Here is a 14032-nt window from a genome sequence, read left to right as displayed (position 1 = left end):
GCTTATTCCCGTAATTCGGCCGGGTGCATTTCGCGGTACCAGGCGACGAGGGCCTTGATGCCCTCCTCGACCGGGGTTTGCGGCACGTAGCCGGTCAGGGCTCTCAAAAGATCGGGTGAGGCGAAGGTGCGGGGCACATCGCCCTGCTGCATCGGCAGCATGTTGCGGATAGCCGGCCTGCCGACCGCCTTTTCGACCGTCTCGACGAAATGCATCAGTTCCACCGGCTGGCCGCCGCCGATATTGACGATGCGGAACGGCGCATGGTGCGAGAGCGTGTCGGTGACACCTTCCTGCGTGACCCGGTTTTCCTCGGAAGGGATGACCGTGCTCAGCCGGACGATGCCTTCGACCAGATCGTCGATATAGGTAAAGTCGCGGCTCATATTGCCTTGCCCGTAAATATCGATCGCTCTGCCGTTGGAGACGGCGTCGACGAATTTGATCGGCGCCATGTCCGGCCGTCCCCACGGTCCATAGACCGTGAAGAAACGGAAGGCGGTGGTGGGCAGCTTGTGCAGATGGGCATAGCTGTGCGCCATCAGCTCCATCGATTTTTTGGTGGCCGCATAGAGCGTCATCGGCTCGTCGGCCTTGTCGCTTTCCGCGAAGGGGATTTTCTCGTTGGCGCCGTAGATGGAGGAGGTCGATGCCAGCATCAGGTGCTTGACATCAAGGCTTCTGGCGAGCTCCAGCATGTTGAACGAGCCGATGAGATTGGAATCGATATAGGCGCGCGGATTTTCAAGGCTGTAACGAACACCCGCCTGGGCTGCGAGGTGGATGATGATCTCAGGCTCGGCGGCCTCTGCCGCTCGCTTCAGCGCATCCGTATCTTCCAGCATGCCGATCTCGGCCCGGAAGCCGTTGGAGCGGGAAAGAATGGCGTGGCGTTTTTCCTTGAGGCTGACATCGTAATATTTCGTCATGCCGTCGAAGCCGGTCACGAAATGGCCGACGTCCAGCAGCCGTTTCGCAACGTAAAAGCCGATGAAGCCAGCCGTACCGGTAACCAGATAACGCATGATGATTATATCCCGAATCCGTTGGTGCGTTTTCGGTCTGACCGAAGCGCAGAAAACCTTTTAATGAAATTGAAAAAACGAAACCTCTACGCGCCTTCGTGCGGACGACCGACTGCGGCATAGATGAAGCCATGCGCGGCGACTTCATCCGTGCGGTAGATATTGCGCAGGTCCACCAGAACAGGGCTTTTCATGATCGCCTTCAGGCGCGGCAGGTCGAGCGCGCGGAACTGGTTCCATTCCGTCACGATCACCACGGCGTCGGCGTCTTCCGCTGCCTCGTAAGGGCCGTCCGCATAGTCGATGTCTTCCATCAGGTGGCGGGCATTCGCCATGCCTTCCGGATCGTAACCGACCACTTTCGCGCCGCCATCCTGCAGGGTCTGGATGATGGCGATTGCCGGGCTGTCGCGCATGTCGTCGGTATTCGGCTTGAAGGTGAGGCCAAGCACGGCGATCTTTTTGCCGCGCACATCACCGCCCATCGCGTTGATGACCTTGCGGCCCATGGCGCGCTTGCGGTTGTCGTTGATGGCGATGGTGGTCTCGATCAGCCGCACCGGGGCGTCATAGTCCTGCGCGGTCTTGGCGAGCGCCAGCGTGTCCTTGGGAAAACAGGAGCCGCCATAACCGGGGCCGGCATGCAGGAATTTCGGGCCGATACGGCCATCGAGCCCGATGCCGCGCGAGACATCCTGCACATTGGCGCCGACCTTTTCGCACAGATCAGCCATCTCGTTGATGAAGGTGATCTTCATCGCCAGAAAGGCGTTGGCGGCATATTTGATGAGTTCGGACGCACGTCTGGTGGTGAAGAGCAGCGGCGACTGGTTGAGATAAAGCGGGCGGTAAACCTCGGTCATGACCGGGCGGGCGCGCTCATCCGAAAGGCCGACGACGATGCGGTCCGGCCGCTTGAAATCCTCAATGGCGGCACCTTCGCGCAGGAATTCCGGGTTGGAGACCACGGCGAAATCGGCCGAGGGGTTTTCCTCGTGGATGATGCGTTCCACCTCGTCACCGGTGCCGACGGGAACAGTGGATTTGGTAACGATGACGGTAAATCCGTCGAGTGCATGGGCGATCTCTTTCGCCGCCGCATAGACATAACCGAGATCGGCATGGCCATCGCCGCGCCGCGAGGGGGTGCCGACCGCGATGAAGACGACCTCGGCATTGGCGACCGCAGCGGAAAGATCCGTCGTGAAGCTCAATCGGCCAGCCTTGGCGTTGTTGGCGACGATGACATCGAGACCCGGCTCGAAGATCGGGATATGGCCGTTTTTCAGGGCTTCGATCTTCTCCGGCATCTTGTCGACGCAGACCACGTCATGGCCGAAATCTGCAAAACACGCGCCGGACACGAGGCCGACATAACCCGAACCGATCATCACAATCCGCATTCTTTTTCCTTTCGGTTAGCGAGGTCATGTTAACGCAGCGACACCGGCCGGGGAAATCGGCGGGTGAAAAATACCATGACATACTTAGCCGCCTTCATGCCCGTCGCCAAGCGCCACGATCAACACCGGCTAACCTCTTTCCATGACGGTGATGTGATGGCTGTGGCGGGACAAATTTGCCGCACCTTGCAGCCGATTGCATCGATGCGGTGAGATCGCGCATTTTTGCCTGTTTTGCGGCTTGCACTCATAGGTAGCCGGGTCTAGCCATAGGGTGAGGATCAAATCTGCCAGACTGTCTGCCCCTTGAAGGGGCGTCCGGGTTGCTTCACGCGACCGGGGGAAGCTTTGCGTTGCGGTCGGTGTTCGGGGACGTTCAAATGCAAAAGGGTTTTCTGCTCGGCCTGTTCGCTTATGCGACCTTTTCCTTGGGCGATGCCACCATCAAGTCGCTTGGATCGCAGATCAGCGTTTTCGAAATCGGCTTCTTCAGCATCCTCTTTTCCGGCATCTTCATCTTCTTCAGCAAGCCGCGCGAGGAAAGATGGCGTGAATTCTGGCGCATGAGCCGGCCTTTCGCCGTGCATGGCCGGGCCATTTCCGGCCTCTTCGCCGGTATGTTAGGCATCTATGCCTTCACCACCATTCCGCTGGCGGAAGCCTATGCGCTGATCTTCCTGTCACCGCTCTTCGTGACCGTCCTTTCCGCCGTCGTGCTGAAGGAGAATATCGGCCCCTGGCGCTGGGCGGCGGTTCTGGCCGGCATCGTCGGTGTCATCCTCGTCGTGCGGCCGGGCTTCAAGACGCTGGAACTTGGGCATATCGCCGCCATCGGCGTCGCGTTCCTGGCGGCCATGACCATCGTGCTTTTGCGCTCACTTGCGGGCAAGGAAAAGCGGACTTCGATCATGGGCGTGCTGTTGATCTATGGCCTCACCTTCAACGGTATTGCCTCCATCCCCGATTTTGTCATGCCCGATCTGCACCAGCTTCTGGCCTTCGCCTTCATCGGGCTTTGCACGGCAACGGGGCAGATCACCCTTCTGGTCGCAACCCGTATCGCGCCGGCGAGCCAGATTGCGCCGTCGCATTATTCGCAAATCCTCTGGGCCGTGGCGATCGGCATGGCCTTCTTCCACGAATATCCTGACGCCATGGCGGTGCTGGGATTGAGCGTCATCGCCGCATCGGGGCTGCTCACGATGATCCGCGAAAAGGTGAGACTGGGCACCGTGCGCTGGAACCCGTTTTTCCGCAATCGCCTTTGAGCCCATCCGCCGATCGGAAACAGTGCGTCAACCGAAGCGCGGCTTGTGAAGCGGTGGTGACCCGGCCCATAAGGCTTTCATCTTTAGATGAACGGGGAGCCGCAAATGCTCGTGGATGGAAAATGGACCGCTGACTGGCATCCGGTGCAGGCGACCGACAAGAAAGGCGGCTTTGTCCGCCAGACCTCGGGCTTCCGCAACTGGGTGACACCTGACGGTTCGGCTGGACCAACGGGTGAGGGTGGTTTTGCCGCTGAGCCCGGCCGCTATCATCTTTACGTCGCGCTGATCTGCCCATGGGCATCGCGCACGTTGATCGGCCGAAAGCTGAAGAAGCTGGAAGAGGTGATTTCGGTCTCCGTTGTCGAGCCCGCCCTTTCCGACGAGGGCTGGAAATTCGGCGACTATCCGGGCTCGGATCGCGATACGCTCAACGGCTTTACCTATATGCATGAGGTCTATACCAGCGCGGATCCGCACTATACCGGTCGCGCCACTGTGCCGGTTCTGTGGGATAAAAAGACGAAGACGATCGTCAACAACGAATCCGCCGATATTCTGCGCATGCTGAATTCCGGTTTCGGCGCTCTGGCCGACAATGGCGTGGACCTGTATCCGGAAGCGCTGCGCGATGAGATCGATGCTCTCAACGACCACATCTATCCGCGGCTCAACAACGGCGTTTACAGAACCGGTTTTGCCACCACGCAGGTCGCTTATGAAGAAGCCTTCGCCGACGTGTTCGCGACGCTTCAGGAGCTTGAAAGCCGCCTCGTCTCAGGCGGGCCTTTCCTTTTCGGCGATCTCCTGACCGAAACGGATGTCCGGCTTTTTGTGACGCTGGTGCGTTTCGATGCCGCCTATTACGGCCTGTTTAAATGCAATCTCCGCCGCATCGCCGATTATCCCGCCCTGCAGGCCTATATGATGCGGGTGCTGAACGTTCCGGGCGTGCGTGACACGGTCAATATCGACCATATCAAGCGCGGTTATTATTCCATCAAGGCGCTCAACCCGACCCGCATCGTGCCTGTCGGTCCTGATCTTCCGGGGTTGGATGACGTTTCCCTGTGAGGTGAACGGATAACGGACTAGACCGGCTTGCCGACCTGATCGAGCAGCCAGGCCTGAAAAGCGCGGGCCAGCGCATTGTCCTGCCGTCCTTCGGGCAGGGCGACGTAATAGCTCTTGTCGGTCTGAAGGGGGATGTCGAAGACGATTTCGAGGCGGCCGGAGGCGATCTCAGCCTCGATGAGATATTTCGGCAGAAGGGCGAAACCGATGCCGCTCGCCGCAGCCTCGATGATCATTGAGAACTGGTCGAAACGGCTGCCCTGATACGCATTATCAGCCGTCACCCCGTTCATCTCCAGCCATTCCGTCCATAGTTTCGGTCGCGTCGTCACATGCAGGAGTGGTTGCCCGGTCAGGTCCTGCGGCCGGTTCACGCCGGCGCGGTGCAGCAGGGCGGGGCTCGCAACCGGCACGATCACCTCATTGCATAAAAATGTGCAGGTGCCATGCGCCCAGACCGGCTGGCCATAATGAATGGCGAGATCGAACCCTTCCTCGTCGAAATCGAAGGGGTGCGATCGTGAGCCGATCGTGATCGTCATATCAGGATTGGTCTCGATGAAGCGGGAGAGGCGCGGCATCAGCCAGCGGCTGCCGAATGTCGGCAGTGTCGCGACCGAAAGCGATGCCTGCGATGTTCCTGCCGAAACCGCGTGCACCATCAGCTGCTCGGATTGCTGCAGGAGGCGCCGCACATCGGGCAGGAATTTGCGCCCCGCCTCTGAAAGCACGACCCGCCTGCGGATGCGCTCGAACAGCTGCATTCCCGTCTGCGCTTCGAGTTCGCCGATCTGCCGGCTCACCGCGCTCTGCGTGAGGTTGAGTTCTTCCGCAGCACGCGTAAAATTGCCGTGCCGTGCCGCGCATTCGAACGCTTGCAGGGTAACGATGTCAGGGACCAGTCTTCTGCGCGGATCCATTCCATTCTCGCATCAACTTACCCGCTTTCCTCATTGGAAAAGGGTCATTATGGCCATATATGATTACGGGAAAGAATGGAACGGTGCAAAACGCCAGTTTCAAAGAACGAATGACAAATTCGGGGAAAGACGAGTGACGGGAGTTGAAAGCGCCGTATCAAAACGGCCTTTCCTCCCCTTTCAGCCAAAAGGACGATGGACATGGATGCGACCACGAAGCTCGACGTGAAACAGGAAGCCGCGGCCCTGCTCGACAGGATGGGCGTTGCCCGCGATCTCTATACCGGCGGCGATATGGCCTCCTTCAGCCCGGTGACCGGTGAACAGGTCGCGAGCCTCAAGACCATCTCGGTCGAAGGTGTCGCCGCCGTGGTCGACAGGGCCGATGCCGCCTTCAAGGTATGGCGCAATGTACCGGCGCCCCGCCGTGGCGAACTGATCCGGCTGCTCGGCGAAGAGCTGCGCGCCTTCAAGGCCGATCTCGGACGTCTCGTCTCGCTGGAAGCAGGCAAGGTTCCCTCCGAGGGCCTCGGCGAAGTGCAGGAAATGATCGATATCTGCGATTTCGCAGTCGGCCTTTCCCGCCAGCTTTATGGTCTCACCATCGCCACCGAACGCCCCGGCCACCGGATGATGGAGACCTGGCATCCGCTCGGCGTCGTCGGCGTCATCTCCGCCTTCAATTTCCCGGTCGCGGTGTGGTCGTGGAATGCGGCACTCGCCATCGTCTGCGGCAACTCGGTTGTCTGGAAGCCTTCGGAAAAGACGCCGCTTACGGCGCTGGCGGTTCAGGGCATCTTCGAGCGTGCCGCCGCCCGTTTCGGCGATGCGCCGGAAGGCCTGTCCCAGCTGCTGATCGGCGACCGCGCCGTGGGTGAGGCATTGGTGGACAATCCCAAGGTGCCGCTCGTCTCGGCCACCGGCTCCACCCGCATGGGCCGCGATGTCGGCCCGCGTCTGGCGAAACGCTTCGCCCGCGCCATTCTGGAGCTTGGCGGCAACAATGCCGGTATCGTCTGCCCGTCCGCCGATCTCGACATGGCGCTGCGCGCCATCGCCTTCGGCGCCATGGGCACGGCCGGCCAGCGTTGCACCACGCTTCGCCGTCTCTTCGTGCATGACAGCGTTTACGACCAGCTCGTGCCGCGCCTGAAAAAGGCCTATGCCTCCGTTTCCGTCGGCAACCCGCTGGAAACATCGGCGCTCGTCGGCCCGCTGGTCGACAAGGCGGCTTTCGACGGCATGCAGAAGGCGCTCGAAGCGGCGAAAGTCCATGATGGCGTGGTGAATGGCGGCGGCCGTGTGGATACGGGTGCGCCGGATGCCTATTACGTCAAGCCGGCGCTTGTCGAAATGCCGAAGCAGGCGGGACCGGTACTGGAAGAGACCTTCGCGCCGATCCTCTACGTCATGAAATACAGCGATCTCGATCAGGCGATAGACGACCATAACGCCGTCGCTGCTGGTCTTTCCTCATCGATCTTCACCCGCGACATGCAGGAATCGGAACGGTTCCTGTCGTCGGAAGGCTCCGATTGCGGCATTGCCAACGTCAATATCGGCACCTCGGGTGCGGAAATCGGCGGCGCCTTCGGCGGTGAGAAGGAAACCGGCGGCGGCCGTGAATCCGGTTCGGATGCGTGGAAGGCCTATATGCGCCGCGCCACCAACACCATCAACTACTCCAAGGCGCTGCCGCTGGCGCAGGGCGTTTCCTTCGATATCGAATAATCGCCTCGGCGATAGAAAAATTGATCCATCGTGCCGGCGCGGCGTCATCCGCGCCGGCATTTCTATTTGATGGGTCAGACGAGGGTGCCCGAGACGATTTGCGGAAAAGACGCATTTGCGCGGAATTTTATTCCCGCAATATCGCTCATATTGAATTATCGTCTCTCTATCGTTTTACTGGAAAACCCTAGCATTGCTCCATATCGTGAACCGGCCAGAGGGGCTGGTGACAAGGAGATGAAATGCCAGCCATCACCCGCCGTGCGCTTTCCGCCAGCCTTTTTGTTGCCGCCGCATTCTCCGTCCTGCCGCTGCAGGCGCAGGCGGCGGAAGAGCTGAAGATCGGTTATCAGAAAACCGGCCTGCCGGTTATCGCCCGGCAGCAGGGCGTCATTGAAAAGGCGCTCGAGGCCAAGGGCGTGAAGGTTTCCTGGGTCGAATTCACCGCAGGCCCGCCGCTGGTGGAGGCTTTGAATGTCGGCTCCATCAATGTCGGCTGGACCGGCGATGCGCCGCCGATCTTCGGGCAGGCGGCGGGTTCGGCCATCGTTTATGTCGCGGCTCTTCCCTCTAACGGCAAGGGCGAGGCGATCTTCACCAAGCCCGAAAGCGGCATCAAGTCGGTCGCCGATTTGAAGGGCAGGAAGGTCGGCGTCGGCAAAGGCACCAGCGCGCACAATCTGCTGGTCGCGGCGCTGGAGAAGAACGGGCTGAAGTTCAGCGATATCGAGGTGGTCTATCTCAGCCCCGCCGATGCCGCGGCCGCTTTCGCCAGCGACAAGATTGAGGCCTGGGCCGTCTGGGATCCGTTCTACGCGATCGCCGAAACCCGCTACAAGCCGGTGACGCTTGCCCGCACCAGCGATGTGCTTGCGGTCAGCACCTATTTCCTCGCCAATCGCGATTATGCCAAATCCCATGCGGACACCATCAACACCACCATTGATGCGCTGGGCGAGGCGGCGAAATGGTCCGCCGCCAATCGCGACAAGGTTGCTACCGCCCTGCATGAGGTGACGGGCGTTCCGCTGGAGGCGCAGACGCTGGCCGCGAACCGCTCGGAATTCGGCATTACCAAGATCGACGACAAGATCGTCGCCAGCCAGCAGGAAACCGCCGACCGCTTTTATCGTCTCGGCCTGATCCCGAAACAGATCAGCATCAAGGATGCCGTCTGGTCGGGCGCGACGAACTGAGCCGGAGGAAACGCCGTGAGCACCGGAAAGCGTATCGAGATTGGCGGCATCACAGGCTGGCTGCTCCCCGCACTCATCCTTGTAGCATGGGAGGTTGCAGCGCGCATCGGTCTGATTTCAGCCAATGTCCTTCCAGCCCCTTCCGCTGTCGCGGAAGCCTTCTGGCGGCTTTTGCTCTCGGGTGAGCTTGTCGCCAATATCGGCGTCAGTTCCGCCCGCGCACTCGCCGGTTTCGCCATCGGCGGTTCCATCGGCTTCATTTTCGGGCTGGCCAATGGCCTCTCCAAATTCTCCCGCAGCTTCACCGATACGACGCTGCAGATGATCCGCAACATTCCGCATCTGGCGCTCATTCCGCTCGTCATCCTGTGGTTCGGCATCGATGAGGAGGCGAAGCTCTTTCTCGTTGCGCTGGGAGTGTTTTTCCCGATCTACATCAACACGCTGCTCGGCATTCAGGGTGTCGATCCGCAACTGGTGGAGATGGGCCGCACTTATGGCATGTCGCCCTTCACGCTGTTTCGCCGGGTCATTCTGCCCGGCGCACTGCCCGCCATCTTCACCGGCCTGCGTTACGCGCTCGGCATCATGTGGCTGACGCTGATCGTGGCCGAAACCATCTCTTCCTCCTCCGGCCTCGGCTACATGGCCATGCAGGCGCGCGAGTTCCTGCTGATCGATGTCGTCGTGCTGTCGATCCTCATCTATGCGCTTCTCGGCAAGCTGGCCGACAGTTTCGCCCGCTTCCTCGAAAGCATCTTCCTGCAATGGCATCCAGCCTTCAAGAAAGTCTGAGGTAACCCATGTCGACCGGTAATGTGACGACGCTGAGACGCCCCGATGCCCGGCCACCCATTCCGCCTGAAACGGAGGCGAAGACCGAACACCGCACGAAATCGACCGATGGCAAGGTCGCCTTCAGCTTCCGCAACGTCACGAAGAGCTTTGGTGACAAGCCGGTTCTGCGCGGCATCGATCTCGATGTGCGGGAAGGCGAGTTTCTGGCCGTCATCGGCAAAAGCGGCTGCGGCAAGAGCACGCTCCTGCGTATTCTGGCCGGTCTCGACACGCCGACGACCGGAACCGTCTCGAAAGACCCATCGAGCCGCACCCGTATGATGTTTCAGGAGCCGCGTCTTCTGCCGTGGGAGCGTATCGCGAATAACGTGTCCGTGGGGCTGACCGGCATCGCCAAAGGAGAGGCGGCAAAGGAGCAGGCCCTTGCCATTCTCGATGAGGTGGGCCTGAAGGACCGGGCGGGCGAATGGCCCTATGTGCTCTCGGGCGGCCAGAAGCAGCGCGTGGCGCTGGCGCGCGCTCTTGTCGCCCATCCGCAGATCCTGGCGCTGGATGAGCCGCTTGGCGCGCTCGATGCACTTACCCGCATCGAAATGCAGCTTCTGCTGGAGCGCATCTGGCGCAAGCAGAAATTCACCGCCGTCCTCGTCACCCATGACGTTTCGGAAGCTGTCGCGCTCGCGGATCGCATCGTCGTCATCGATGAGGGGCGCATCGCGCTCGATCTCGATGTGAAACTGCCGCGCCCGCGCCGCCACGGCACGGCGGAATTTGCGAGACTGGAAGAGCAGGTTCTGAACCAGCTCTTCGGCCGTGGTGATGTCAGCTGATAAAGGATGAACCGGCAGGGCCGAAGGCCCCGCCGGACAATATCATCAGCCAATGCTCATCAGGCTGGCATTGCCGCCGGCGGCTGTGGTGTTGACGCTGACGGAGACTTCCTCGACCAGCCAGTCGAGATTATAGGGCTGGCTTTCACTGGTAAGCGCTTCCGTTGTCGCGGCCTGAACGAGAACCAGCGGGCCGGGCAGGGCGGCGATCTTTTTGTTGACTGCCACGATACGCGCCGCATCACCCTCGACCAGTGCGCCGGCGAAGGGACCGGACTTTGCCCAGTCATCCGCCCAGACAATCCGTGAGGTCACGGTTGCGGGCAGTCCGTAAATGGATTTTTCCAGTCCCGACGCATTGTCGATGACAACCGAGTTACCCGTGGAAAGCGCCGCGGCAAGCTGGCGGTAAAGCCCCTGTTCAGTGGCCGGCACCAGCAGGATTTTGCCGCGTGGATGCAGCGCATAGACGTTGCGTTCGCCGACAGGACCCGCCAGCTCGGTTTCGAAGCCAAGGCCGGAAAGTGCTGCCGCCTGCCGTGCGGCTTCGGCCGCGACAGTTTCGCCGTTTTCGTCCAGCCAGCGTGCGAGATCTACGGCTGCCTGATCCTGCTGGCTCGCAACGCGGTCGATCCTCGGCGCTTCCTGCGTCATGCGGCCGAGATAGAGCGGGCCGCCGGCCTTGGGACCGGTACCGGAAAGGCCGCGTCCGCCAAAGGGCTGCACGCCGACCACCGCGCCGATGATGTTGCGGTTCACATAAAGATTGCCGGCCGCGACACGCGACAGGACGTGCTGGATCGTATCGTCAAGACGCGTATGCAGGCCGAAGGTCAGGCCATAGCCGGTGGCGTTGATCTGGTCGATCAGCCGGTCGAGATTGTCGCGCTTGAAGCGGATGACATGCAGCACCGGCCCGAAGACTTCGCGCTTCAGATCGGCCAGCGATTTCATCTCGATGATCGTCGGCGGCACGAAGGTGCCCTTGCCGGTTTCTCCAGCAAGCTCGATCTGTTCGATCCGGTGGCCGAGCCCGCGCATGCCCTCGATGTGCTTTTCGATGATGCCCTTCGCCTCGGCGGTGATGACAGGGCCGACATCGACGGAAAGCCGGTCGGTACGGCCGATGCGCAGCTCATGCAGCGCGCCCTTCAGCATGGTCAGCGTGCGATCCGCCACATCTTCCTGCAGGCAGAGAATGCGCAGCGCCGAGCAGCGCTGGCCGGCGCTGTCGAAGGCAGACGCGATGACATCGGCGACGACCTGCTCGGCAAGCGCCGAGGAATCGACGATCATGGCGTTCTGGCCGCCAGTCTCGGCAATCAGCGGAACCGGCTGGCCATTGGCCAGAACCCGGCCGGCAAGCTGGCCCTGAATGAGCCGTGCCACTTCCGTCGAGCCGGTGAACATCACGCCCGCCGTCAGCGGGGAGCCGACGAGTGCGGCCCCCGTCTTGCCGTCACCCGGCAGAAGCTGCACGGCATCCTGCGGAACGCCGGCCTCATGCAGCAGGCGCACGCCCTGGGCCGCGATCAGCGGCGTTTCTTCGGCGGGCTTGGCCAGAACCGGATTGCCGGCAACCAGTGCTGCCGTGACCTGGCCGATGAAGATGGCGAGCGGGAAGTTCCACGGGCTGATGCAGACGACCGGGCCGAGCGGCGTTTCGCCTGATTTGAAGTTTCTGCGGGCTTCCGCCGCATAATAACGCAGGAAGTCGATGGCCTCGCGCACCTCGGCAATGGCGTTCGGCATGGATTTTCCCGCCTCGCGCATGATGAGGCCGAGCAGGGCGGGCATTTCGGCCTGCATGGCGTCGGCGGCGCGCTCCAGGCAGGTGGCGCGTTCTTCCACCGGGGTGGAAGGCCAGTTCGAGGCTGCCGCCCGCTGCAGTGCGGTTTCGACATCGGCTTGCGTCGGTTCTGTCACATGGCCGACGATATCATTGTGGTCGCCGGGATTGAGAACCGGGCGCGTTTCGCCGCCCGCTTGCGGCGCTGTGGCTTTCCATTCGGTCGCAGCACCCGCCTTCAGGATTTTGTCCAGTGCGGAGAGCGTCGTTTCACTGGAGAGGTCGAGGCCGGCGGAATTTTTGCGTTCCGGGCCGAACAGGCCTTCGGGGGCTGCGATGCGGTCGTGGCGTGCGCCGGGAACGGCGTAGGCCTTGACCACCGCGACCGGGTCTTCCAGGAGGGAATCCACCGGTACGGCGGGATCGGCAATGCGGTTGACGAAGGAAGAGTTCGCGCCGTTTTCCAGCAGGCGGCGGACGAGATAGGCCAGCAGCGTCTCATGGGTGCCGACGGGGGCATAAAAACGGCAGGGCCGGTCGAGCTTCTTCTTGCCGACGACTTCGCTGTAAAGCGGTTCGCCCATGCCATGCAGGCACTGGAACTCGTAGTCGCCGAGTTTGAAGTCAGGACCGGCGAGATGGTAGATCGTCGCCATGGACTGCGCGTTATGGGTCGCAAATTGCGGGAAGACCAGATCGCGCGCGGCGAGCAGCTTGCGGGCGCAGGCGATGTAGGAGACGTCAGTGTGGACCTTGCGGGTGAAGACCGGGAAATCTTCCAGCCCTTCCACCTGCGCGCGCTTGATTTCCGCGTCCCAGTAAGCGCCCTTGACGAGGCGCACCATGATGCGGCGTCCCGAACGGCGGGCGAGATCAATGATGTAGTCCAGAACGAAAGGGCAGCGGCGGCCATAGGCCTGCACGACGAAACCGAGGCCGTTCCAGCCGGCGAGGTCCTTGTCGAGCGCCAGTTCCTCCAGAAGGTCAAGCGACAGTTCCAGCCGGTCGGCTTCCTCCGCGTCGATATTGAGGCCGATATCGTATTTCTTGCTGAGCAGCATCAGCGATTTGACGCGCGGCAAAAGCTCCGCCATCACCCGCTCGGCCTGGGCGCGGGCGTAACGCGGATGCAGCGCCGAAAGCTTGATCGAAATGCCTGGCCCGCCATAGATGCCGCGGCCGGCAGACGCCTTGCCGATGGCGTGGATGGCGTTTTCGTAATCCTTGTAATAACGCTCCGCATCCTTCGCGGTGGTCGCGGCTTCGCCCAGCATGTCGTAGGAATATTGGAAGCCCTGTTCTTCCAACGGCTTCGAACGCTTGATCGCTTCGCCGATCGTCTCCCCGGTCACGAATTGCTCGCCCATCATGCGCATGGCCATGTCGACGCCACGGCGGATGACGGGTTCGCCGGCCCGGGCGATCAGCTTGGTGAGCGCCGCCGAAAGGCCGCTGTCATTGACCGTCGAGGTCAGCTTGCCGGTGATGACGAGCCCCCAGGTTGCGGCATTGACGAAGAGCGAGCGCCCGCCGCCAATATGGGATTTCCAGTCACCGCGCGCGATCTTGTCGCGGATCAGCGCGTCGCGGGTGGCGGTGTCGGGAATGCGCAGCAGCGCTTCGGCAAGGCACATCAGCGCCACGCCCTCATGGCTGGAAAGCGAATATTCCTGCACAAGCCCCTCGACGCCGGTGCCCTTGGTCTTGGCACGCAATGCCTCGATCAGTTTTCGGGCAGTGTCGCGAATGGCTTTCGCCTCTTCAGTCGTCACCGTTGCCGCGTCGAGCAGCGGCGTCAGGCATTCTTCTTCGGGGCGGCGATAGGCGGCGGTGATTGCCTTGCGTAGCAGGCTCTGCTCGCGCACCGGCGGTGCAAAATTCTGGAAGATACCGTTCGCCATTACACCGGCGTTGCTTGCACCATCGGCCATTCTGAAAATCCTGAAAAAGCTGTTGAAGACAGACCGTCGGCGGCAGCGTGTCCTCCGCCCGCCGCTT

11 protein-coding genes are annotated in these 14032 nt (G+C 61.4%); 7 read left to right on the top strand and 4 right to left on the bottom strand.

What is annotated here, in order from left to right; genetic code table 11:
- Positions 1 to 2: 2 nt before the first annotated feature.
- Positions 3 to 1025 (bottom strand): NAD-dependent epimerase, encoded by a 1023-nt coding sequence (locus DA915_RS25970; protein WP_107677728.1) that lies wholly within the window; start codon positions 1023 to 1025, stop codon positions 3 to 5.
- Positions 1026 to 1111: 86 nt separating this feature from the next.
- The gene (locus DA915_RS25965) at positions 1112 to 2428 is read right to left on the bottom strand and encodes a UDP-glucose/GDP-mannose dehydrogenase family protein (RefSeq protein ID WP_003508722.1); all 1317 of its coding nucleotides are present in this window, start codon (positions 2426 to 2428) and stop codon (positions 1112 to 1114) included.
- A 63-nt stretch (positions 2429 to 2491) separates the two neighbouring features.
- Here DA915_RS25965 and DA915_RS29060 point away from each other — a divergent pair, with 63 nt between their 5' ends.
- The 3 genes from DA915_RS29060 (at position 2492) to DA915_RS25955 (ending at position 4770) form a co-directional block, all read left to right on the top strand.
- Positions 2492 to 2641, top strand: coding sequence for a hypothetical protein (locus DA915_RS29060; RefSeq protein WP_003508724.1), 150 nt, complete (start codon positions 2492 to 2494; stop codon positions 2639 to 2641).
- 167 nt (positions 2642 to 2808) lie between these two features.
- Positions 2809 to 3696, top strand: coding sequence for a DMT family transporter (locus DA915_RS25960; protein ID WP_107677727.1), 888 nt, complete (start codon positions 2809 to 2811; stop codon positions 3694 to 3696).
- Positions 3697 to 3801: 105 nt separating this feature from the next.
- A complete protein-coding gene (locus DA915_RS25955; protein WP_107677726.1) occupies positions 3802 to 4770 on the top strand; it encodes a glutathione S-transferase family protein in 969 nt (322 codons plus the stop codon).
- 17 nt (positions 4771 to 4787) lie between these two features.
- Here DA915_RS25955 and DA915_RS25950 read toward each other — a convergent pair whose 3' ends face one another.
- The gene (locus tag DA915_RS25950) at positions 4788 to 5690 is read right to left on the bottom strand and encodes a LysR family transcriptional regulator (RefSeq protein ID WP_107677725.1); all 903 of its coding nucleotides are present in this window, start codon (positions 5688 to 5690) and stop codon (positions 4788 to 4790) included.
- Between the two features lie 201 nt (positions 5691 to 5891).
- On the opposite strand from DA915_RS25950, the gene DA915_RS25945 reads away from it, so the two are divergent.
- From DA915_RS25945 to DA915_RS25930, 4 genes are all read left to right on the top strand, one after another.
- The gene (locus tag DA915_RS25945) at positions 5892 to 7421 is read left to right on the top strand and encodes an aldehyde dehydrogenase family protein (protein ID WP_003508731.1); all 1530 of its coding nucleotides are present in this window, start codon (positions 5892 to 5894) and stop codon (positions 7419 to 7421) included.
- A gap of 242 nt (positions 7422 to 7663) precedes the next feature.
- Positions 7664 to 8617 carry a sulfonate ABC transporter substrate-binding protein gene (locus DA915_RS25940; protein WP_080867112.1) on the top strand — a complete coding sequence of 318 codons (954 nt, stop codon included), beginning with the start codon at positions 7664 to 7666 and terminating at the stop codon, positions 8615 to 8617.
- Positions 8618 to 8632: 15 nt separating this feature from the next.
- Positions 8633 to 9412 carry an ABC transporter permease subunit gene (locus tag DA915_RS25935; protein ID WP_003508735.1) on the top strand — a complete coding sequence of 260 codons (780 nt, stop codon included), beginning with the start codon at positions 8633 to 8635 and terminating at the stop codon, positions 9410 to 9412.
- 8 nt (positions 9413 to 9420) lie between these two features.
- The gene (locus tag DA915_RS25930; RefSeq protein WP_020009952.1) at positions 9421 to 10245 is read left to right on the top strand and encodes an ABC transporter ATP-binding protein; all 825 of its coding nucleotides are present in this window, start codon (positions 9421 to 9423) and stop codon (positions 10243 to 10245) included.
- A gap of 45 nt (positions 10246 to 10290) precedes the next feature.
- Here DA915_RS25930 and putA read toward each other — a convergent pair whose 3' ends face one another.
- Entirely contained in the window at positions 10291 to 13965 is a 3675-nt protein-coding gene (putA, locus tag DA915_RS25925) for a trifunctional transcriptional regulator/proline dehydrogenase/L-glutamate gamma-semialdehyde dehydrogenase (RefSeq protein WP_107677724.1), read from the bottom strand.
- Positions 13966 to 14032 lie beyond the last annotated feature (67 nt).

The sequence above is a fragment of the Agrobacterium sp. LAD9 genome (assembly GCF_003031125.1).
GTDB lineage: Bacteria > Pseudomonadota > Alphaproteobacteria > Rhizobiales > Rhizobiaceae > Agrobacterium > Agrobacterium radiobacter.
This window is presented reverse-complemented; position numbering and strand designations above follow the sequence as displayed.

Coding starts and splice junctions, on each gene's coding strand:
- DA915_RS25970 (WP_107677728.1), bottom strand. CDS start 1,025: ATGCGTTATCTGGTTACCGGTACGGCTGGCTTCATCGGCTTTTACGTT.
- DA915_RS25965 (WP_003508722.1), bottom strand. CDS start 2,428: ATGCGGATTGTGATGATCGGTTCGGGTTATGTCGGCCTCGTGTCCGGC.
- DA915_RS25960 (WP_107677727.1), top strand. CDS start 2,809: ATGCAAAAGGGTTTTCTGCTCGGCCTGTTCGCTTATGCGACCTTTTCC.
- DA915_RS25955 (WP_107677726.1), top strand. CDS start 3,802: ATGCTCGTGGATGGAAAATGGACCGCTGACTGGCATCCGGTGCAGGCG.
- DA915_RS25950 (WP_107677725.1), bottom strand. CDS start 5,690: ATGGATCCGCGCAGAAGACTGGTCCCTGACATCGTTACCCTGCAAGCG.
- DA915_RS25945 (WP_003508731.1), top strand. CDS start 5,892: ATGGATGCGACCACGAAGCTCGACGTGAAACAGGAAGCCGCGGCCCTG.
- DA915_RS25940 (WP_080867112.1), top strand. CDS start 7,664: ATGCCAGCCATCACCCGCCGTGCGCTTTCCGCCAGCCTTTTTGTTGCC.
- DA915_RS25930 (WP_020009952.1), top strand. CDS start 9,421: ATGTCGACCGGTAATGTGACGACGCTGAGACGCCCCGATGCCCGGCCA.
- putA (WP_107677724.1), bottom strand. CDS start 13,965: ATGGCCGATGGTGCAAGCAACGCCGGTGTAATGGCGAACGGTATCTTC.